At 62.6% G+C, this 20,363-nt stretch carries 17 protein-coding genes and 2 tRNA genes; 5 read left to right on the top strand and 14 right to left on the bottom strand.

Going from position 1 to position 20,363, the window contains the following annotated elements:
- The first annotated feature begins 23 nt into the window (after positions 1–23).
- On the top strand, positions 24–998 hold the full coding sequence (locus IGS58_RS22095; protein ID WP_230522706.1) for an AAA family ATPase: 975 nt from the start codon (positions 24–26) through the stop codon (positions 996–998).
- On the top strand, positions 995–2,728 hold the full coding sequence (locus IGS58_RS22090; protein ID WP_230522705.1) for a cobaltochelatase CobT-related protein: 1,734 nt from the start codon (positions 995–997) through the stop codon (positions 2,726–2,728). The genes IGS58_RS22095 and IGS58_RS22090 overlap by 4 nt, the downstream gene beginning before the upstream one ends.
- On the opposite strand, the gene IGS58_RS22085 is transcribed toward IGS58_RS22090, so the two are convergent.
- The 3 genes from IGS58_RS22085 to IGS58_RS22075 form a co-directional block, all read right to left on the bottom strand.
- Entirely contained in the window at positions 2,729–3,421 is a 693-nt protein-coding gene (locus tag IGS58_RS22085; RefSeq protein WP_230522704.1) for a choice-of-anchor E domain-containing protein, read from the bottom strand.
- Positions 3,422–3,664: 243 nt separating this feature from the next.
- Positions 3,665–4,804, bottom strand: a complete 1,140-nt coding sequence (locus tag IGS58_RS22080; RefSeq protein WP_230522703.1) for an AAA family ATPase — start codon at positions 4,802–4,804, stop codon at positions 3,665–3,667.
- On the bottom strand, positions 4,801–5,688 hold the full coding sequence (locus IGS58_RS22075; RefSeq protein ID WP_230522702.1) for an RNA ligase family protein: 888 nt from the start codon (positions 5,686–5,688) through the stop codon (positions 4,801–4,803). Before IGS58_RS22075 ends, IGS58_RS22080 begins: the two co-directional genes overlap by 4 nt.
- A gap of 437 nt (positions 5,689–6,125) precedes the next feature.
- On the opposite strand from IGS58_RS22075, the gene IGS58_RS22070 reads away from it, so the two are divergent.
- Positions 6,126–7,523: an RtcB family protein gene (locus IGS58_RS22070; RefSeq protein ID WP_034788013.1), complete on the top strand. Its 1,398-nt coding sequence runs from the start codon at positions 6,126–6,128 to the stop codon at positions 7,521–7,523.
- Here IGS58_RS22070 and IGS58_RS22065 read toward each other — a convergent pair.
- From IGS58_RS22065 to IGS58_RS22030, 8 genes are all read right to left on the bottom strand, one after another.
- Complete coding sequence (locus IGS58_RS22065; protein WP_176375112.1) at positions 7,513–8,292, bottom strand: sulfite exporter TauE/SafE family protein; 780 nt, start codon at positions 8,290–8,292, stop codon at positions 7,513–7,515. The genes IGS58_RS22070 and IGS58_RS22065 overlap by 11 nt on opposite strands.
- Complete coding sequence (gene pta, locus IGS58_RS22060; protein ID WP_230522701.1) at positions 8,282–9,283, bottom strand: phosphate acetyltransferase; 1,002 nt, start codon at positions 9,281–9,283, stop codon at positions 8,282–8,284. The genes IGS58_RS22065 and pta overlap by 11 nt, the downstream gene beginning before the upstream one ends.
- Positions 9,284–9,496: 213 nt before the next feature.
- Entirely contained in the window at positions 9,497–11,311 is a 1,815-nt protein-coding gene (gene xsc, locus IGS58_RS22055) for a sulfoacetaldehyde acetyltransferase (protein WP_230522700.1), read from the bottom strand.
- A gap of 226 nt (positions 11,312–11,537) precedes the next feature.
- On the bottom strand, positions 11,538–12,548 hold the full coding sequence (locus tag IGS58_RS22050) for a porin (RefSeq protein WP_176382660.1): 1,011 nt from the start codon (positions 12,546–12,548) through the stop codon (positions 11,538–11,540).
- A gap of 70 nt (positions 12,549–12,618) precedes the next feature.
- Entirely contained in the window at positions 12,619–13,443 is an 825-nt protein-coding gene (locus IGS58_RS22045) for a thiazole synthase (protein ID WP_230522699.1), read from the bottom strand.
- Entirely contained in the window at positions 13,440–14,744 is a 1,305-nt protein-coding gene (locus IGS58_RS22040; RefSeq protein WP_230522698.1) for a D-amino acid dehydrogenase, read from the bottom strand. The genes IGS58_RS22045 and IGS58_RS22040 overlap by 4 nt, the downstream gene beginning before the upstream one ends.
- A gap of 16 nt (positions 14,745–14,760) precedes the next feature.
- Complete coding sequence (locus IGS58_RS22035) at positions 14,761–15,825, bottom strand: YeiH family protein (RefSeq protein ID WP_230522697.1); 1,065 nt, start codon at positions 15,823–15,825, stop codon at positions 14,761–14,763.
- Positions 15,826–16,029: 204 nt separating this feature from the next.
- Complete coding sequence (locus IGS58_RS22030; protein ID WP_070278732.1) at positions 16,030–16,899, bottom strand: NAD(P)-dependent oxidoreductase; 870 nt, start codon at positions 16,897–16,899, stop codon at positions 16,030–16,032.
- A gap of 259 nt (positions 16,900–17,158) precedes the next feature.
- Here IGS58_RS22030 and IGS58_RS22025 point away from each other — a divergent pair, with 259 nt between their 5' ends.
- Positions 17,159–17,812, top strand: coding sequence for a PEP-CTERM sorting domain-containing protein (locus tag IGS58_RS22025; protein ID WP_230522696.1), 654 nt, complete (start codon positions 17,159–17,161; stop codon positions 17,810–17,812).
- 48 nt (positions 17,813–17,860) lie between these two features.
- Here IGS58_RS22025 and hisC read toward each other — a convergent pair whose 3' ends face one another.
- Positions 17,861–18,919 (bottom strand): histidinol-phosphate transaminase, encoded by a 1,059-nt coding sequence (gene hisC / locus IGS58_RS22020; RefSeq protein ID WP_070254930.1) that lies wholly within the window; start codon positions 18,917–18,919, stop codon positions 17,861–17,863.
- Positions 18,920–19,042: 123 nt separating this feature from the next.
- On the opposite strand from hisC, the gene IGS58_RS22015 reads away from it, so the two are divergent.
- Positions 19,043–19,705 (top strand): hypothetical protein, encoded by a 663-nt coding sequence (locus IGS58_RS22015; protein ID WP_230522695.1) that lies wholly within the window; start codon positions 19,043–19,045, stop codon positions 19,703–19,705.
- A 163-nt stretch (positions 19,706–19,868) separates the two neighbouring features.
- Here the strand turns inward: IGS58_RS22015 and IGS58_RS22010 are convergent.
- Both IGS58_RS22010 and IGS58_RS22005 read right to left on the bottom strand, forming a co-directional pair.
- Positions 19,869–19,958, bottom strand: a tRNA-Ser gene (locus tag IGS58_RS22010).
- Positions 19,959–20,228: 270 nt separating this feature from the next.
- A tRNA-Ser gene (locus IGS58_RS22005) sits at positions 20,229–20,318 on the bottom strand.
- Positions 20,319–20,363: the final 45 nt, after the last annotated feature.

The following is a 20,363-nucleotide window of genomic DNA, read 5'->3' as shown; positions in this document are numbered from 1 at the left end:
CTGCGGTTTCACAGGAGAACAAGGTGCCAGATTCACGCCAACATCCCCCCGTCGCAGCGGCGCAAACCTTGCAGTCCGTGCGCAGCCTGTTCCATATCGACAGCGACCTGCGCGTGCCCGTCTTCACGGAACGCGATCCGCACGTGCCCGACATCGACCCCGCCTACCGCTTCAACCAGGACGTGACTCTGGCGATTCTGGCCGGCTTCAGCCACAACCGCCGCGTGATGGTGCAGGGCTTGCACGGCACGGGCAAGTCCACGCATATCGAGCAGGTGGCGGCGCGCCTGAACTGGCCTTGCGTGCGGGTCAACTTGGACGGCCACATCAGCCGCCTGGACCTGGTCGGCAAGGACGCCATCGTGCTGCGCGAGCAGCAGCAGGTGACCGAATTCCAGGAAGGCATCGTGCCCTGGTCGCTGCAGCGTCCCGTGGCCCTGATCTTCGACGAGTACGACGCGGGCCGCCCCGACGTGATGTTCGTCATCCAGCGCATCCTCGAGCGCGACGGCAAGTTCACCCTGCTCGACCAGAACCGGGTCATCACGCCGCATCCCCACTTCCGCCTGTTCGCCACGTCGAACACGGTAGGACTCGGCAACCTGAACGGCATGTACCACGGCACGCAGGTGCTCAATCACGCGCAGATCGACCGCTGGAATATCGTTGCTACCCTGAACTATCTGCCGCAGGCGGAAGAAACGGAGATCGTGCTGGCCCGTGTCCCCGCCATGAACGACGAGGCGGGCCGCCAGCTGGCCAGTAGCATGGTGGCCGTGGCCAGCCTCACGCGCCACGGTTATGCGGCGGGCGACCTGGCCTGCCTGATGTCGCCGCGCACGGTGATTACCTGGGCCGAGAATTGCCAGATCTTCCGCGACCCGGCCCTGGCCTTCCGCCTGTCCTTCCTCAACAAATGCGACGAGGCCGAGCGGCCCATGGTGGCCGAGTATTACCAGCGCTGTTTCAATGAGGAATTGCTGGCGAGCCAGGCATGAGTACGGAAGCGACCGCGCCTGCCGCCTACACGCGCGAACAGCAGGAAACGGACGAGTTGTGCGCGGGCGCAATCCGCGCGCTGAGCGGCGTTGCCTCCATCCGCTACCGTGGCCGGCGCCTGCACGACGGCCACCGCCCCCTGCCCATCCACGCTGCCCATCTGCAAGCCGATGCGGCGCTGCAGGATTTGCCCTCGCTGCGCGGCGCGGCAGACAGCGTGGCCCTGCGTTTGCTGCACACGGATGCGGCCCTGCACAAGTCCCTCTGCCCGGCCGAGCCCGTCGCGCGCCTCGTATTCGAGCTGCTGGAACAGTTAAGGGTGGAAACGCTTGCGCCAGAACACCACGCTGGCGTCATCGACAACCTGCGCCACCGTTTTACGGCATGGTCGCACGCGTTCTACGATTCCGGCCTGGCCGAGGGCGCATCGGGCTTGCTGTTGTACACGGTATTCCAGATGTGCTGGTCGCGCCTGACGGCGCGGCCCGTGCTGGAAAAGACGGAAGATTTCATCGAAGCGACGCGCTGGTCCATCTCTTCACAACTGAGCGGCGACCTGGCGGGCTTGCGCCGCCACCGAACGGACCAGGCGGCCTTTGCGCGCCACTCTCTGGCCATCGCCCACGCCGTCGATGCCATGCTGCAAGACGCGCAAACGGCGCGCGACGGCAGCCAGGACGAGGCCGGGGACGCCAAGGCGCAGGCAGCCTTCAAGCTGCTGCTCGATTTCGACAGCGATAACGACCATCTGCCCGATGCCGCACCGCTGGGCGAAAGCCGCGCCTTCAGCGACGGCGATGGCGCCTACCGGATTTACAGCACGGCGTACGACCGCGAAGAAAAAGCGGGCGAGCTGGTGCGCCGCGCCCTGCTGCTCGAATACCGCGAACGCATGGATGCGCGCATCGCCAGCCTGGGCATCAACACGGCCCGCCTGGCGCGGCGCTTCACGCAACTGCTGGCCATACCCGAGCGCGACGGCTGGTCGTTCGGCGAGGAAGAGGGCACTATCGACGGGCGCCGCCTGGCGCAGCTGATCAGCTCGCCGTCCGAACGCAGGCTGTTCCGCAAGGAACAATTCCTTCCCAAGGCCGATTGCCTCGTCACCTTCCTCGTCGACTGCTCCGGCTCCATGAAGACGCATGCGGAATCTGTGGCCGTGCTGCTCGACATTCTGCTGCGCGTGCTGGACCAGGCCGGGATCAGCACGGAGTTGCTGGGCTTTACGACGGGCGCGTGGAACGGGGGACGAGTCAGGCGCGACTGGATGCGCGCCCGCTCGCCCGCCAACCCGGGCCGTCTGAATGAACTCGTGCATATGGTCTTCAAGGATGGCGATACGAGCTGGCGCCGCGCGCGCCCCGACATCGCGGCCCTGCTGAAGGCGGACCTGTACCGCGAAGGCGTCGATGGCGAAGCCGTGGACTGGGCGTGCAGCCGCATGCTGGCGCGCCCGGAACGGCGGCGCATCCTGCTCGTCGTGTCCGACGGTTGCCCGATGGATACGGCCACGAATCTGGCCAACGACGAGTTTTATCTGGCGCAACACTTGAGGCAAGTGGTGGCGCGCCGCGAAGCGCAGGGCGCCATTGAGATTTGCGGGCTGGGCCTGGGCCTGGACCTGGGCGCCTACTACAGCCGCAGCCTGGCCACCACCCTGCCCGCCTCGCTGAACAATGAACTGTTCAGCGAAATCGCCCAGCTGCTCGCAGGACGCGGGAAACGCTGATCACACCATGGACTTGCGGCGGCGCGTCATCACGCCGGCCAGCGCCAGGCCTGTCAGCAGCATCACATACGTTTCCGGTTCCGGCACGGCGCTGATGTATTCATACGTCACTGCCACGCGGCCGGAAGCGGCCGTCTGGAATTGGGTCAGCAAATTACCGGAACCGCTGCCCGTCGAGGAACCGACGGCGTTCAGTCCCAGCTGGATCAAGCCACCGCCGGCCGAGGAAAACAGGGCGAAGTCGCTGGCACTGCCGCTCGTGTAGGAGTTGGCGCCCGTGCTGGACCGGGGTCCTGTATTGGCACCCGAGGTGCCGGCAAAGTCGATGCTGCCATCGAAGGCGCTCAGGGCGAACGTCTGCGTGAACAGTGGGTTGGCCACCAGCAAGGTGGAATTGTCGGGACGGTACAAGGTCAGCAGCGACGCCAGGCTCAGGGTCACGTCGGAGGCGCTGGCATCGAGACTTTCCGCCTTGCCACTGCCCTGTACGGCGCCTTCCAGGTGGAACTTGATCGAGGTCAAGGTACCCAGGTTGCTATCAAACTTGCCCAATCCCAGGGTGTCGGCCCAGTTGGTGGCGCCCAGCGCGCGGTCGGCGCTGAAGGTGATGGTCTGGGTGGCCGCCTGCGCGGAAGATGCGGCGCCAAGGCCAACCATGGCGGCTGCGGCCAGTGCGATGAGAGATTTGTGCATCGATGACTCCTGTTCATTCAATGAGGGGGACGTGGATCATGCAGTGATTCACACGGGAAACGCGAGGGTAGCCCCTCGCGCCGCAGCCCGGCAATGCGGCTATCCAGGCAATTCATTGTAATAAATGAAAAAGTCGCAATATGCTCACTTTGTTGCAATTTTAAAAATAAATGTTGTTATTTTGATTTCCCCGGAAACGATCAAACAGCCGGCCGAATGAAGCGCCGCACCTTTGCTGGCGCCTCAATCGACGCAGTAACGCACAGCATGCGCTTCCATCGGCAAGGGGATTTCCCAGTTCCACAGCATCGACTGCAGCTTCTTGTTACTGAGCGATGTGTCGCGCTGGCCATTGCGCCGCAATAACTCCTTGCGTGGCTGCTCCAGGTACACGAGTTCCACCTGCGCGTGGTATTTATACAGCAGGTTGAGCGTCTTTTCGCGCATCAGTTTTGACAGATGCGTGGCATTCCACACGAACGGTTCGCCCTTGCGCAGCAGTTCGCGCGCCCGCTCTTCCGCATAGTCGCCCACCTGCCCTTCGTTCTTGCCGTGCTTCAAGCCCAAGGCCGTCCGCGCATCGTCAAACGACACGACGGGCAGGCGCGGATGGTGCTTCTCCACCCACGTATTCTTGCCCGAAGCAGGCAAGCCCGACATCACGATCACGTGCGAACCCGGCTCCTGGAACAGGGAATAATCGGGGTGCGCCTCGGCGCCGCGAAAATATTTGACGCGCGTGTGATCATCGACAAAGGCCTTGCGCTGACCGTAGCAGCCCTCCTCGCGCGCCAGTTCGCGGAACAGCTCGATGGCGTCGAGTATGCGCTGCGGATCGGGACAGATCCGTCCACGGATATCGGCTTCGGCCAGCATGGCCAGCAGGCGGATATCGACCTGCCACGACAGTTCGCGCACGGTAAATTCCGGCGTGACGCCGCGCCGCGACGTTTCCAGTGCAAAGAAGGGCACTTGATGGACGTTAATCAGGCGGCAGATTTCCTCGCGCGCGGCAAACGGCACGTCGCAATCCCACAAGGCGATGCGCGCATCGAGGGCGCCCTTGCGCGAATGGCCGGGCTGGCCGATGGCGCCCGTCACCGGGTCGATCACCGTGGTGCTGCACTTGGCCACGTCGTGCAGCAAGGCGGCAAGGAACACGATTTCCTGTTCCGCCCGCGTGGCTTGCTGGTAATCGGGCATGGCCAGCAGGGATTCCACCACCATCATCGTATGCGTCCACACATCGCCTTCCGCGTGATACACGGGATTTTGCGGCGTCGTTTTCGCCAGTTCCAGCTGCGGGAAGGCGGCCAGGCAGGCATTGAAATCGGGCGACTGGCCCGCTTGCGGCACCAGTTGTTGTAACTGTTTCCAGTTCATCTTGTACTCCTTGAAAAGGTTGCCAGTTCATCCAGCGAATGGCAGGTGTGCAGACCCAGGCTTTCCCACGTCACCAGCGGCTGCGGCGCGTACAGGTCCACGCCTTCGGCCAGCTGGTTCGGGATCAAGGGCCGCGTGCTGTGGTGCGAACCGCTGTCGAGGATGGTTTGCGTAAAGTCATGGCGTACCAGCTTGTAGCGGGCCAGCACTTGCTCGTCGTCTTCCACTTTCAGGTACAGGCCTTCCGCGTGGTCGGACTTGTCGGTCTGCTTCCAGCACAGGTCCAGCGGCAGGCGTTCGCGCGCCACCGCGGTTTCAAAAGCGTCGCGCCACAGGCGGGACTTGGCCAGCGAATGGCGCAGCAACTGCCACAACTGTTTGGGCGACGAGGGCATCTTGCCCGCATACAGCACGGGGACGGAGAGCACGGGCGAGCCGGCCAGCATGGCGTGGCGGCGCGCCGTCGACAAAAACATCTGGGTGCGGCGGCAATACACGTCGAACTCGTTGAAGTAATGGGGCAAGCGGTCGTAAAACACGGAATGCTTGCTGTACGACCATTCGCCAAACAGCACAAATTGGTCTTCCAGCAGATGCAGCAAGGCGTGTTCATGCGCGTGCGCCCACGGTTTCAACAGGTTGAACTGGCGTTCGCTGCCGCCGCCCGCCAGGTAATGGCCGCGCGACTGCAGCAGCACCTCGCCCGCATCGCTGAACGACACGGCAGAGTTGGCGCCATCGATTTTTTCCTCGATGACGACGTACTGGCCGGCCAGCTTTTTCAAGGGCATCTGGTCGGAACCGTCATCGCCGTCCTGCAGGCGCGAGCCTTCCAGGTGCGGCGTGCGCGGGTATTTGAATAAGGGTAAAGATTGTAAAAACATAGCGTCCCACGCCGCGTTCACCGGGGCGTGTCCATACAGGGTCAGGGGTGCTGACGACGTGTTCGGGCGTGGACGATCGAGACTAGCGTCTCGGATACGTGTGCGGAGGGAGCAAAAACAGTGCCGCAGCAATCGGGGGCGTCAACGCGCCGAACGATGCTGCAGAGAGCATTTCGTCAGCGTTAGCAGGTGATGGCGAAGAAGCGAGGCACTTTTGGCTCCAATAAGGAAGAGGTTCGAGAAAGAACGGGGAATATAAAGGCTGTTTGATTATTTTGCAAGTGGCGCCGCGTATCGTGCGCACGCTTGTACCCACCCTCACTTTGCAAGCGGCACAAAGTTTGCTAAGCTGGCGGTACTTCCTGTCGCTGCTGCGTGGAAAACAAACATGGCCCTTGCAAAAAGGGCCGTGCATTCGTTATTTCCGGAGCAGAATCGTGTTTCCCCTATCCAGATTACAAAAAGCCCTGCGCCGCCAGGGCATCGCTGTCGCCTATGCCGACGGCATTTATACACTCAGCAATCCGCACGCGCAGGCGTCCGTGCTGCTGCCCCACAACTTTCCGCTCGAGGAAAAAGCCGTACGCCAGCTGATGGAGTTTGCCGCCGTCAGCGTGCCCGGCCAGGATGGCCATGTGTGCAAGGCATGCGCCACGCCCGACTTCCACCCGGGCAGCATCGCGCCCGTGGGCAGCATCGTCGCCACCAGCCCAGACATGGTGATTCCCGCCATCCCCGGCACGGACATCGCCTGCGGCATGCGCCTGATCACGACGGGCCTGAGCCTGGCGCAGTTCGAGGCGCGCAAGCCGCAGCTGCTCGGCAAGCTCAAGCATGTGCTGCTGGAAGACGGCCGCAACGTGCCGCTGCGCTCGAAAGCGTTTGCCGCCCTGTTCGACGTGGGGCCGGAAGCGTTCATCGACAGCCTGCACAATGAGGGCTTGTGGCCCCGCGTCGACAAGCAACGCCTGCTGCGCGAGCTCGACGATTGCATCGCCCTGCGCGAACTGGGCGGCGGCTTGCGCCATGCGCCCGAAGCGCTGGTCGGCACGCGCGAAGTGATACGCGACCCCAGTCTGGGCACCACGGGATCGGGCAACCATTTCGTGGAAATCCAGCTGGTCGATGCCGTCATGGACCGCCACGCCGCGTACCGGCACGGGCTGGTGCCGGGCGAAGTGGTCGTCATGATCCACAGCGGCAGCCGCGACGTGGGCTTTTTCGTCGGCAGCCGCTGGATGGACCGCGCCAAAGAGGCCTGGCCGAAAGGCGTGCGCCACCCGCAGTCCGGCCTGTACGGCTTGACGGGCGAACTGGCCGGCGAATACATGGACGCCATGGGCGTCGCATCGCGCTATGCCTGGGTCAATCGCATGGTCCTGGCCGAGCTGGTGCGGGACAGCCTGTCGCAGGTGTATGCGCACGATACCTCTCGCCTGGTGGTGGACGTGCCCCACAACGTCATCCTGCGCGAGCACGGCATGAACATCCACCGCAAGGGTGCCACGCCGGCGCGCGAGGGCGACCTGGCGCTGATCCCCGGCTCCATGGGCGATTACTCCTATGTGGCAACGGGCATGGGCAATCCGGACTGGCTGTGGTCGTGCTCGCATGGCGCGGGGCGCAGCATCCGCCGCCAGGCCATGCGCGCCATGCGGCCCACGGTGGGCGGCGACGAGATGGCGTTCCAGTGCGTGACTTTGCGCGAAGAACGCCGCGTCGAGGAAGCGCCGATGGCGTACAAGAAGATCGGTCCCGTCATCGCCGCGCAGGAGGAAGCGGGCTTGCTGCAATCGGTGGCGCGCTTGAAGCCCCTGCTGACGTTCAAGGCCTGAGCAATTGCGGCACGGCAGCCGCCATCAATGAGATACCGATGGCGGTCAGCACGGCAAACGCGATGCGGCGCATGCCGCGCTGGGCGATCGGTGGCGGATAGCGCTTGCCGGCCATCGTGGCCAGCACGCCGACGGGCAAGGCCAGCGCGCACAGCAGCAAGACTTTCGCGTCGAGCTGGCCCTGGCTGCCCGCCATCAGCGAGCGTCCGCCCGCGCTGATGGCGAACAGGAAAATCAGGCTGTAGCGGATGGTTTTCAGGCTCATTTCCTGGCGATAAAACTGGTACACGAGCGGCGGTCCCGCCAGCGAAAACAGGCCCGAGAACAGGCCGCCGCACACGCCGCTAATAAAAAAGCTGCGCTTGTCCGCCGCGCCCGGTCCCGGCGGCGCCTGCAGCAGGATGCTGACGCCGCCATACACGATGGCCGCGCCCAGCAACAGTTTCAGCAGGGGCGCATACGCCTGGTCCAGGTATCCCAGTAACAGCACGCCGGCCGCCATGGCTGGCAACAAGCCGATGCTGGCCGCGCGGATGGCGCGCCAGTCCAGGTGGTGCAAGGCGCCCGGCAAGGCCACCAGGCAATTCGCCAAGGACAACAAACTGACGAGGGCCGCCAGCGCGGGCACGGGCGCCAGGCCCAGGCCGCTGGCCACGCCCATGACGATCATGCCCAGGCCAAAACCCGTGACGGTCTGAAAATACGTGCCCGCCGCCACCACGCCCAGCAGCGCCAGCACCGGCAAGCTGAACAGGAAGTCAGCGTCCACCCTGGGCCTGCACGGACGTGACGGCAATCACGTTGTACACGTCAATCGCGCTGCAACCGCGCGACAGGTCGTTGGCGGGTTTCTTCAAGCCTTGCAGCAGGGGGCCGATGGCGACGGCGCCGCCCATGCGTTCGGCCAGCTTGTAGCCGATATTGCCCGCGTCGAGGTTCGGGAACACCAGCACGTTCGCGCGGCCATTCACGACGGAATCCTTGACTTTTCTCTGCGAAATCTCGGCCACGATGGCCGCGTCGAGCTGCACGTCGCCATCGATGGCCAGCAGCGGACGCTGGGCCTTGACCCGGTCTGTTGCCGCATGCACCTTGTCGACGGCCGCGTGGTGGGCGCTGCCGCTGGTGGAAAACGACAGCATGGCCACGCGCGGTTCTTCCATCAACAAGGCTTGCGCGCTGTCGGCGGCGGCCATGGCGATGTCGGCCAGTTCCTCGGCTTTCGGGTCGACAACGAGGGCGCAATCGGAAAAGATGAAACCACCCTTGAGGCTATGGAAAGGTTCGCACAGCATCATCAGGAAAAAGCTCGACACCAGCTTGAAGGCCGGATCGACGCCGATGATCTGGATCGCGCTGCGCACTACGTCGGCCGTCGTGTGCACGGCTCCCGCCACGCAGCCGTCCGCGTCGCCCAGGCGCACCATCAGGTTGGCGTAACACAGGGGATCCTGCACGGCGATCCTCGCCTGCTCCACCGTCATGCCCTTGGCCTGGCGCAGCACAAACAATTGCTGGGCATAGTGTTCCGACTCGCTGGACTCGGCCGGGTCGATCAGGCGCACGCTGCCCAGGTCCAGCGCATGTTCGCGCGCCAGGGCCAGGATGGCGGCCGGCTTGCCGACGATGGTGATGTGCGCCAGGCCTTCGCTTGCCGCCCGCGCGGCCGCCTGCAGCACGCGCGCGTCGCCGCCCTCGCACAAGACGATGTTCTTCGGCACGGTGCGGGCTTGCTCGATGATGCGGTGCAGGGCTTTCATGGCGACTCCAATTCGGTAAAAAAAAGTGCCGGAACCACGCAAGCATGAAGATGGTTCCGGCACATAAAACCCGGCGAGCCGGGGTCATACAAGGATCGGTCAGGGTGGTGTCGGATTACGCCGGGCCGAGGCCCGGCTAATCCGACCTACACAGTCGCGTAGGTTGGGTAGGTTGGATTAGCCCAGAGGGCGTAATCCAACAACACCAGCAAATCAGACGTAGTCTTTATATTTGTCCAGGTGACGCACGGGTTTGCTCAGCGCATCGCGGCGGAACGGGTCGCCCAACTCGCGCGTGCACATGATTTCGATGATGGTCGTCTTGCCTTCATTCATCTGCATGTCGATCGCCTTCTTCAAGGCCGGGCCCACGTCTTCCAGCTTGTCGACCGTGATGCCTTCGGCGCCCATGGCGCGCGCAATCTCGGCAAAGCTCTGGTTGTCGAGCTCACCGGCGACGAAGCGGCGGTTGTAGAAATCCACCTGGTTTTTCTTTTCCGCGCCCCACTGGCGGTTGTGGAAGACCACGGCGGTCACGGGAATGTTGTGGCGCACGCAGGTCATCGTTTCCATCAGGCTCATGCCCCAGGCGCCGTCGCCCGCATATGACACGGCCGGACGGTGCGGTGCGGCCACCTTGGCGCCGATGATGGTCGGGAAGGCATAGCCGCAGTTGCCAAAGCTCATCGCCGCAAAGAAACTGCGCGGCTTTTCGAAGCGCAAGTAACTGTTCGCCACCGAGTTGATGTTGCCGATGTCGGTCGACACCATCACGTCTTCCGGCATGGCTTTTTCCAGCTCGCGCAAGACCTGGCGCGGGTGCAGATAGTTGCCCGGCTCTTTCTTCTGCTCTTCGATCATGTCCAGGCTGTACGCATCCTTTTCATGGGTCCAGTTCGTCAATTCCTCTTCCCACGCCGCCTTCTCCGCTTGCACGGTGGCATAGCGCGCGTCGCGCGTGGCGTCGCAGTCGAGCGTCTTGCCATCCAGGCGGGACAGGATGGCTTTGGCGGCCGCCTTGGCGTCGCCGCAGATGCCGACCGAAATCTTTTTCACCAAACCGAGCATCTTGTTGTCCGCGTCGATCTGGATGATCTTGGCGTTCTTCGGCCAGTAATCCATGCCGTGCTGCGGCAGGGTGCCGAACGGGCCCAGGCGCGAGCCGAGGGCCACGACGACGTCAGCCTGGGCGATCAGTTTCATGGCCGCCTTGGAACCTTGATAGCCGAGCGGACCGCACCACAGCGGGTGGCTGGCGGGGAACGAGTCGTTATGCAGGTAGCTATTCACGACGGGTGCGCCGAGGCGTTCGGCCAGGGCCTTGCACTCTTCGATGGCTTCGCCCATGACGACGCCGCCGCCCGAGATGATCACGGGGAACTTGGCCTTGGCCAGGAGCTCCGCCGCATCGTTGAGGCTTTGTTCGCCGCCGGCGCCGCGATCCAGGCGGTTCGGTTTCGGGATTTCCGCCTTGATTTCGCCATAAAAATAGTCGCGCGGGATGTTCAATTGCGTCGGGCCCATTTCCGACATGGCGCGGTCAAAGCAGCGGCCCGTGAATTCGGCCATGCGGGCCGGATTGGTGACGTGGCCCTGGTATTTGGTGAATTCCTCGAACATCGGCAACTGGTTCGCTTCCTGGAAACCGCCCAGGCCCATGCTCATCGTGCCCGTCTCAGGGGTAATGATCACGACCGGGGTATGCGCCCAGTAGGCGGCGGCGATGGCGGTCACGCAATTACTGATGCCGGGGCCGTTCTGGCCGATGACCACGCCATGGCGGCCCGAGACGCGGGCATAGCCGTCGGCCATGTGGCCGGCGCCCTGCTCGTGCACGACGGGAATCAAACGGATGCCGGCCGGGGCAAAGATATCCATCGGGTCCATGAAGGCCGAGCCCATGATACCGAACATGTCGGTTACGCCATTGGCGGCCAGGGTTTCCACGAACGCTTCGGAAGGCGTCATCTTTTGCGGGCCCACAGGTATCGCTGCGGCGGCGGCTTTTTGGTCGGACAAATCGGTCATGGCTCAGTCTCCTTACGGTTTTATGAAAAATCGGTATATTTTGTTCCGATATTTGAAATGTGTGTTCAATTTAACGGTTGCGAAATGCGCTGTCAATGAAAATTCATGAAAAATCGGACTGTTTCATTCCTGAATCCGGAATCCGTGACTTAGGTCCACTCCTGAAACAACAATGGCGGCTTATCCGCAACAGACAAGCCGCCATCGTTCTCCTTCTGCGCCGCGCTTAGAACTTCAGGCGCATGCCGGCCGTGAAGGCGCTCGAGTTATGCCCAGGCAAGGGCACGCTGCCGCCACTGGAGGCATCGCCAACGAAATTGGTGCCCGCGCCATCGTTGTTGATGCGGCCGTACGAGGTGTACAGATTCGTGCGTTTGGACAAGGCATAGGTATAGCCGATGGCCAACTGGCGCCCGCCGCGGCGCGCATTCGTGCGGTCATCCTTCTTGATGTAGGACGCCATCACGCTGCCCGCCGCGCCCACGGGGGCCGACGCACCCAGCATGACGTTGCGGAAATCCGTGCCCGCATCATCCTTGTCCGTCTCATACGCGGCGTGCAGCTTGGCGGGACCGAAGTCATAGGTGCCGCCCAGCAAGGTCACTTTCGCCGTGTTCAGCGGCGTATCCTTGCGGTTGTCATGCGCCAGCGTCAGCACCAGCGGGCCATTGGCGTAGTCGATGGAAAAGTCGATGGTGCGGCCCAGGGTGTTGCTGTCCGGCTTTTCGCCCAAGCCATACATGATGGCAGCCGACAAGCCGTTCACTTTCGGCGTTTCATACATGATGGAATTCTTCGTGCGCAGGCTGGCCACGCTCATCAGGTTGATCGAGGCGCCCGTCATGCCCGTCTCGAAGGGGTCAATATTGTCCAGCGCGGTAAACAGCGGGTTGTGCTGCAAGCCCAGGTTTACGGCGCCAAAGCCACCCGACAGGCCCACGTAAGCCTTGCGGCCGAACAAGGCGCCCTGGCGGTTGGCGCCCGTATCCACGTCGAGGCCGTTTTCCAGCAAGAAATTGGCTTTCAGATTGTTGCCCAGGTCTTCCGTGCCCTTGAAGCCGATGCGGCTGCCCGACTGCACGCCGGTGGCCAGCTTGGTGACGGAACCGTCCGCGCCGCCATGTTCGGATGTCAGGCCCGCGTCGAGCAAGCCGTACACGGTGACGGACGATTGGGCGCTGGCGCTGCCAGCGAAGAAGGAGGCCAGGATGGCTGCCGCTACGAGTGTGTGTTTCATGTCATCTCCAGGTATTGTGGTTTTTATAAACGCTTGAAACGATAATCAACTACGGTGCCGCAAACTTGGCTCAGGCGATCAGCCCGGCCATTGGCGACGACGGCGAGGCGCGCATGGCGCCAGGCTGCGTCATACTTTTCGGCATGCGTCCGGCCAGGTAAGCCTCGCGTCCGCCCTGCACTGCCAGTTTCATGGCGCGCGCCATGCGTATCGGTTCGCGCGCCGCCGCGATGGCGGTATTCATCAAAATGCCGTCGCAGCCGAGTTCCATGGCGATGGCCGCGTCCGACGCCGTGCCCACGCCTGCATCGACCAGCACGGGCACCGTGGCTTGCTCGATGATCAGCGACAGATTCCACGGATTCAGAATGCCCATGCCCGAGCCGATCAGGGACGCCAGCGGCATGACGGCGATGCAGCCGAGGTCTTCCAGCATGCGCGCCTGGATCGGGTCGTCGCTGCAGTACACCATCACCTGGAAGCCGTCGCGCACCAGCTCCCCGGCCGCCTTCAAGGTTTCCGGCATGTTCGGGAACAAGGTCTTTTCATCACCGAGCACTTCCAGCTTGCACAGCGGGTGGCCGCCCAGCAGCTCGCGCGCCAGCTGCAAGGTATAGACGGCGTCGCGCGCGTTGTAGCAGCCGCCCGTGTTGGGCAGGATCGTGTATTTCGATGGCGGGATGAAGTCGAGCAGGTTCGGCTCGCCCTTTTCCTGGCCGATGTTCACGCGGCGTATCGTCACCGTGACAATCTCGGCGCCGCTCTCTTCGATGGCCAGACGCGTTTCCTCGAAATCCTTGTATTTGCCCGTGCCCACCAGCAGGCGCGACTGGTAGGTGGTGCCGGCCAGGGTCAGGCCGCCCGGTGCTTGGCTGGGGGTGGCGTCGTCTCTCATCGTGGTGCTCTCCTAAGTTGAACCAAAGCGGTCTCTGGCCGGGGTGGCTCCCCGCAAAACGCAAAATCGACTTCCGGCCGGCGTCCCGACACAAGTTCCGCGATCGCCCTGCCCGCGCCGCAGCCCATGGTCCAGCCCAGGGTGCCGTGGCCCGTGTTGAGGAACAGCTGGCGGTAGCGCGTGGCGCCGATATACGGCACGTTCGAGGGTGTCAGGGGGCGCAGGCCGGCCCAGTAGACGGGGTCGCCGTAATCGCAGGCGTGCGGGAACAGCGCCTGCACGCGGCGCGTGATGGCGGCGCAGCGCACGGGGTTGAGTTCGCGCGTATAGCCGTTCAGCTCGCACGTGCCCGCCACGCGCAGGCGTTCGCCCAGGCGCGAAAACACGAGCTTGTGGCCATCGTCCGTCAGCGAGACGGTCGGTGCGGCGGATGGCTCAAGAATCGGATAGGTGGCGGAATAACCTTTGCCCGGATACAGCATCAAGCGCATGCCCAGCGGCTGCAGCAAGGGCGCGGAAAAACTGCCCATGGCCACCACCACGGCATCCGCATGCTCGATGCGGTGGCGCCCTTGCGCATCGATGCATTCCACGCCGGTGATGCGTTCGCCATCGGCCAGCAAGCGCGTCACGGTGCTGCCGTACTGGAAATCCACGCCGGCAGCGGCGGCGCGGGACGCCAAGGCCGTGGTAAACAGATGCACGTCGCCCGACTCGTCGCTGGCCGTAAAGTCGCCGCCGACGATGTGCGGGCGGGCGTGGGCCAGGGCCGGTTCCAGCCGTATCACTTCATCGGCGCTGACGGTATTGCGCGGGCAGCCCAGCTCGCGCAAGAGGGCGGCGCCCGACTGCGATTTATCGAACTCCTGCTGGTCCGTATAGAAATGCAGAATGCCGCGCTCCAGGTGGTCATATTCGATACCCGTTTCGCGGCGCAGGGCTTGCAAGCTCTGCCGGCTGTACTCGGCCAGGGCGACGATCTGCCGCATATTGCGCGACACGCGCGACGGCAGGCACTCGCGCAGGTAATGCAGCGCCCACTGCCATTGCAGCGTATCGAGGCGAGGACGGAACAGCAGCGGCGCGTCGTCCTTGCCCAGCCAGCGCACGACCTTGCGCAGGGTGGCGGGATTGGCCCACGGTTCCGCGTGCGAGACGGATATCTGCCCGCCATTGCCGAAGCTGGTTTCCTGCGCGGCGCCCGGCTGGCGCTCGAACACGCGCACATCGTGGCCAGCCTGGCGCAAATACCAGGCCGATGCCGTGCCGACCACGCCGGCGCCGAGGACTAGGAGCTTCATGGCAACTGGCCTGGAATCAGCGCGTCAGCAGCACGGCGATGGCGACAAAGGCGGCGATCCACACGGTTTCCATCACCAGCATGATCACGGGACGCCAGCCCAGCGAGGCCAGCGACTGGAACGACGTTTTCACGCCCAGCGCGGCAATGGCGATGACGAGGCAGGCGCGCGAAGCATTGTTGATCCAGCCATTCACTTCCTGCGGGATCAGGCCCAGGCTATTCGTGATGACGAGCCACACAAAGCCGATCAGGAAGAATGGCACGAGCGGCGGCGCATCGACTTCGCTCTTGCCGTCCTTGCGCTTGAACATGATCGACAGGCCCAGCACGACAGGCACGAGGCAAGCGACGCGCGTCAGCTTGACGAAGGTGGCCACGTCGCCCGTGTGATTACTGACCAGGTAGCCGGCGCCCACCACTTGCGCCACGTCATGAATCGTGCCGCCGATGAACACGCCCGCTTCCGTCGGGTCAAAGCCCAGCAGCTTGACCAGCAGCGGGTAGACGATCATGGCCAGGGTCGACAGGGTCGTCACGCCCACCACCGTCAGCAGCGTGAATTTTTCGTTTTCCTTGGTTTGCGGCAGCACGGCCGAGATGGCCAGCGCGGCCGAGGCGCCACAGATGGCCACGGAACCGCCCGACAGGATGCCTTCCGTGATGGGGCGTTTCAGCCACCTGGCCAGCAGGTAGCCGAAGCCCAAGGTCGCCACCAGGCCGCCGACGACGATCAGCAGGGGCGTCACGCCCACCGAAGCGATCTGGTTGAAGGTGATGCGCGCGCCCAGCAGGGCCACGCCCGTGCGCAATAAAATCTTGCTGCAAAACTCGATGCCGGGCTTGCAGGTGGGGTCGGAGGCGAGGAAGTGGAAAGCCAGGCCGAAGAACAGCGCATACAGCAGCTGAGGACCGCCGTAATTGCTGGAAATAAAGGTGGCCGACAGGGCGATCACCAGCGCGATGGCCACGCCGGGCCAGCTGCGCAGCACGGCGCGGGGACGCCAGATGGCGACGGCGGAAGACAGGTAGGGAATGTTCTTGTCGACAACGCGTGTTATCGCTGAGGAGTTGGTTTTCATGCGGGTCCACTCATAATGTTTTAAAAATTGGGACATTTCATCTCGTTTTTTAATAATACACGATGAGCTAGCGAAGTCCATGCTTTTCCACGAAAATCGAAACCGGATGTTCCGGAAACTGACGTTTTAAGGTTAATGCTGGCGTAAACGACAAGCGGCGCGGCCCTGTGCAGGGACGCGCCGCCGTGGCTGGCCGTTGAACGATTACTTTTTGTTCAGGCGGGTAATCAGACTGGATGTATCAAAGCGGTTGCCGCCCGCCTGTTGCACTTCGCCATAGAACTGGTCCGTCAAGGTCGTCACGGGCAAGTCGCTGCCGTTGCGCTTGGCTTCGGCGAGGCAGATGCCGAGGTCCTTGCGCATCAGGTCGACGGCGAAACCGAAGTCGAACTTGCGCTCTATCATGGTCTTGCCCCGGTTTTCCAGCTGCCACGACTGCGCCGCCCCCTTGGAAATCACGTCGACGACGAGGGCCGCGTCGAGGCCCGCGTTTTCCGCAAAGGCGATGCCTTCGCTCAAGGCTTGCACCAGGCCCGCGATGCAGATCTGGTTGACCATCTTCGTCAGCTGGCCGGAACCGGAAGCGCCCATGTAGGTGACGGCGCGCGAGAACAGGGCGATGACAGGCTCGGCCCGTGCATACGCCTCAGCATCGCCGCCCGCCATCACCGTCAGCTTGCCGTTTTCCGCGCCCGCCTGGCCGCCGGACACAGGCGCGTCGAGGAAGAACACGCCCTGCTCTTTCGCCGCCGCGTGGATGGTGCGCGCCGCTTCGGCCGAGGCCGTCGTGTGGTCGATCAGGATGCTGCCCGGCGCCATGGCGGACAGCAAGCCGCCCTCTTCCAGGATGACCTGGTACAGGTCGTTATCGTTGCCGATGCAGGTAAAGACGAACTCGGCACCCGCCGCCGCGGCAGCCGGCGTGGCGGCGCTGCTGCCCTTGTGCTGTTCCAGCCAGGCGGCCGCGCGGGCCGGGTTGCGGTTGTACACGGTGACGTCGTGCCCGCCCGCCGCCAGGTGACCTGCCATGGGGAAACCCATGACGCCCAAACCGATGAATGCCACTTTTGCCATATTGTCCGTCCTGTCGATGAATGAATCCGATTATTGTTGCACAAATGGCCCGTGGCGGCAGCATGGCGCGGCCCTACGCGACGTTTGGCGTACACGGAGTGGTGATTGGGAAACATCCGCTTTTCAGCTATACAAGACGAAAATTATCATAAAGAACTTTATATTGCATTTTTTTCTAGTTAATATTATATTGAATTGGCATTATAAATAAGTAAACTTTTGCCGCATCCTTTTCCCAACCCTTGTGAAGGAGTCGATCTTGCAAACTGCATTCTCCCGCCTGAAAATCATGAGCGCCGCCGCCCTGCTGCTCGCCGCCAGCGCCGCACACGCAGACATCACGGTGTTTACCAGCCAGTCCGCCTATCTGGCAGCGGTCGGCAATACCGGCGTCGACACCTTTGATGATTTGCCCATCGATGCGCTCGACGGCCCGCTGAACCGCAACGCGGGCAGCTATGCCTACACGGTCAGCAGCGTTGGCGCCTCGCCCATCCTGTATGGCGCAGGCACGGGCAGCGACAACTGGCTGAGTACGAACGACCGCAACGACAGCGTGGTGTTCTCCAACTTTTCCAGTGCCGTACGCGGTGTGGGGGGATTCTTCTTCGGATCGAACTTTGCCGGCGAATATGCCAATGGCCAGAGCATCACGCTGACAGCGCGCAATGCGCTGGGCGAGCTGCTCAGCTATGATCTGGCCCTGCCGACGCAAGCTTCGTTTATCGGCTTCGTGTCGTCGGACGCGTTCTCCGACCTGTCCGTCAGCACAGCCGGACAGATCGGTATCTGGCCAACCATCAATAACCTGTCCGTGTCGGCCGTACCGGAGCCAGCCACTTACGGCATGCTGCTGGGCGGCCTGGGCTTGCTCGGCTTCATGGCGCGCCGCCGCCGAGTCAGCCAGCAGTAAGCAAACTGGCGCCTGGTACGGCTGCCGGCAGCCGTACCAGGCCTGCCATCACGACAATATCTCGCGCAACGCCGCCATCAAGGCTGCGCACTCGCCCACATTACCAATGCTGATGCGCAAATACTGGCTGATGCGCGGCGCATTGAAGTGGCGCACGATCACGGAGCGGGCACGCAAGCCGGCGGCCAGTTGCGCCGCGTCATGCTGCGGATGACACGCAAAGACAAAGTTGGCCACCGAGGGCAGTACCTCGAAGCCCAGCGCCGCCAAGTCCGCCGCCAGCTGTTCGCGGGTGGCAATAACGGCCTGGCGCGTCTGCTGGAAATACGCTTCGTCGTGCAGCGATGCGACGGCCCCGGCCAGCGCCAGCCGGTCCAGCGGATACGAGTTGAAACTGTTCTTCACTCTTTCCAACGCCTCGATCAAGTCCGGATGCCCGAATGCACAGCCCACGCGCAAGCCGGCCAGCGAGCGCGATTTCGAGAACGTCTGCACCACCAGCAAGTTCGGATACCGCGCCACCAGGGCCACGGCGCTCTCGCCGCCGAAATCCACATACGCTTCATCGACCACCACCACGGCATCGGGATGGGCGCGCAGCAAGGCTTCCACGCCGGCCAGCGGCAAGTCCACGCCCGTGGGGGCGTTAGGATTGGGGAAGATGATGGCGCCGCACGGCCCCTGGTAGTCTTCCGGACGGATGCGCATGGCATCGTCGAGCGCCACCGTGCGGTAATCGATGCCGTACAGCTTGCAATACACGGGATAGAAGCTGTAGCTGATGTCCGGGAACAGCAGCGGCGCATCGTGCTTGAGCAAGGCCATGAAGGCCAGCGCCAGCACTTCGTCGGAGCCATTGCCGACGAACACTTGATTGCTGTTCAAGCCGTGGTAGTCGGCCAGGGTTTGCTTCAGTTCGCTGGCGGACGGATCAGGGTAGAGGCGCAGGCTGTCGTTGGCTGCTTCGCGCAATACGGCGAGCACCTGCGGCGACGGACCGTAGGGATTTTCGTTGGTGTTGAGTTTGACCAGGTTGGGCAGTTTGGGTTGCTCGCCCGGGATGTAGGGGGTCAGCTCGCTGACGATATTGCTCCAGAATCGGCTCATTGCTTGGGTATGGGGACAGGATGGGGACACGGTAGATTACCATAGGGTGAGCGGGGTCAAGGCGGACACTATCGGCGAGGAGTAGCGTGGGCGGCATCGGCCCCAACGTGAAGAGGACGCAGCATGAACAGCATGCACAAGCTGAGCGATACGCAGGCGCGGCATGGCGCGCTGACGCAACAGTCACGCCAGCGCAAGATCGATGCGTGGCTACAGGTCGCAGCCAGTCTCAGCGAGCAGATCACCGTCGAATTGCAGACTGCCACGGAGCAGCTACAAGGCGAAGGAATGGCCGACTTGCAGCGCGTGACGGCGCTGGCGCAACGCCTGGCAAGCAATAGCAAAGCCATGCGCGATACCCTCGGGACACTGTTTGACAGCGGTGAAAAAAGCGAGGAGCATGCAGTGACAAGCACGGAGGATTGCGCCATGGACGAGCAAGTCAACACGCTGGGAAAGGACATGGCCAGTGTGAAACTGGACGTAAAGGATGTAAAGGCCGATGTAACTGACATCAAAGTCGATGTTGCGGACTTGAAAACCGATGTCGCGGACATCAAGGTGGATGTTGCTGGCCTGAAAACGGATGTCGCTGCTCTCAAGACCGATGTCGGCGTTCTCAAGACGGATGTCAGTGGCTTGAAACTGGACCTCGCTGTGGTGCGCTCCAATTATGCGACCAAGTCCGATGTGGCTGAGGCGAAGTCGGCTGTCATCCTGTCGTGTGTGGGGACGATCATTGCCATGTCGGGCGTCGCGTTTGCGGTGGCGAGGCTAGTGCATTAGATTGCGTTTGTGGGAGCGCTGGCTTTCAAAGCCTGAATGGAGGAAAAAACGCCTTGCGCTGCGCGCTTTGGGCGGTTTTTTCTACCTGCCTTATTGCGCTGGCGGCTTGCACATGTGGCGGGTATAAAAAAAGCTCCCTTGCGGGAGCTTCTCTTATGTATTCTGGCGGAGAGGGTGGGATTCGAACCCACGGTACGATTTAACGTACGCTTGATTTCGAGTCAAGTACATTCGACCACTCTGCCACCTCTCCGTTTACTGCGGTCTATTCGTTCAAACTGACGTGCCTGTTTGAACGAGGCGCTATTTTAGCATGGGGATTGTTGGGTTGGGTAGGGGTTTTATTGGCGATTTGCAACTGAGGGCTGGTAGCCAAACCAAAAAACCAATTGGTCGATTCGGGGAGCCTCGCGCGAATACGCGCTCGTCTTCGAATCCCACGCGCAAGGCGCGCAGGCGCCTTGCTCCTTTCCGCCGCCACAAATAAAAAAAGCTCCCTTGCGGGAGCTTTCTCTATTTGTTCTGGCGGAGAGGGTGGGATTCGAACCCACGGTACGATTTAACGTACGCTTGATTTCGAGTCAAGTACATTCGACCACTCTGCCACCTCTCCATTTGCTGCGGTCTTTCCCGCATTGCTGCGAGAAGGCAAGATTAT

Origin of the sequence: Janthinobacterium sp. EB271-G4-7A, assembly GCF_020858075.1 — a bacterium.
Taxonomy (GTDB): Bacteria; Pseudomonadota; Gammaproteobacteria; order Burkholderiales; family Burkholderiaceae_D; genus Janthinobacterium; species Janthinobacterium lividum.
This window is presented reverse-complemented; position numbering and strand designations above follow the sequence as displayed.

What these genes read in the sequence shown, in the direction of transcription:
- IGS58_RS22090 (WP_230522705.1), top strand. Translation starts at nt 995, where the DNA reads ATGAGTACGGAAGCGACCGCGCCTGCCGCCTACACGCGCGAACAGCAG.
- IGS58_RS22085 (WP_230522704.1), bottom strand. Translation starts at nt 3,421, where the DNA reads ATGCACAAATCTCTCATCGCACTGGCCGCAGCCGCCATGGTTGGCCTT.
- IGS58_RS22080 (WP_230522703.1), bottom strand. Translation starts at nt 4,804, where the DNA reads ATGAACTGGAAACAGTTACAACAACTGGTGCCGCAAGCGGGCCAGTCG.
- IGS58_RS22075 (WP_230522702.1), bottom strand. Translation starts at nt 5,688, where the DNA reads ATGTTTTTACAATCTTTACCCTTATTCAAATACCCGCGCACGCCGCAC.
- pta (WP_230522701.1), bottom strand. Translation starts at nt 9,283, where the DNA reads ATGAAAGCCCTGCACCGCATCATCGAGCAAGCCCGCACCGTGCCGAAG.
- xsc (WP_230522700.1), bottom strand. Translation starts at nt 11,311, where the DNA reads ATGACCGATTTGTCCGACCAAAAAGCCGCCGCCGCAGCGATACCTGTG.
- IGS58_RS22050 (WP_176382660.1), bottom strand. Translation starts at nt 12,548, where the DNA reads ATGAAACACACACTCGTAGCGGCAGCCATCCTGGCCTCCTTCTTCGCT.
- IGS58_RS22045 (WP_230522699.1), bottom strand. Translation starts at nt 13,443, where the DNA reads ATGAGAGACGACGCCACCCCCAGCCAAGCACCGGGCGGCCTGACCCTG.
- IGS58_RS22040 (WP_230522698.1), bottom strand. Translation starts at nt 14,744, where the DNA reads ATGAAGCTCCTAGTCCTCGGCGCCGGCGTGGTCGGCACGGCATCGGCC.
- IGS58_RS22035 (WP_230522697.1), bottom strand. Translation starts at nt 15,825, where the DNA reads ATGAAAACCAACTCCTCAGCGATAACACGCGTTGTCGACAAGAACATT.
- IGS58_RS22030 (WP_070278732.1), bottom strand. Translation starts at nt 16,899, where the DNA reads ATGGCAAAAGTGGCATTCATCGGTTTGGGCGTCATGGGTTTCCCCATG.
- hisC (WP_070254930.1), bottom strand. Translation starts at nt 18,919, where the DNA reads ATGAGCCGATTCTGGAGCAATATCGTCAGCGAGCTGACCCCCTACATC.
- IGS58_RS22015 (WP_230522695.1), top strand. Translation starts at nt 19,043, where the DNA reads ATGAACAGCATGCACAAGCTGAGCGATACGCAGGCGCGGCATGGCGCG.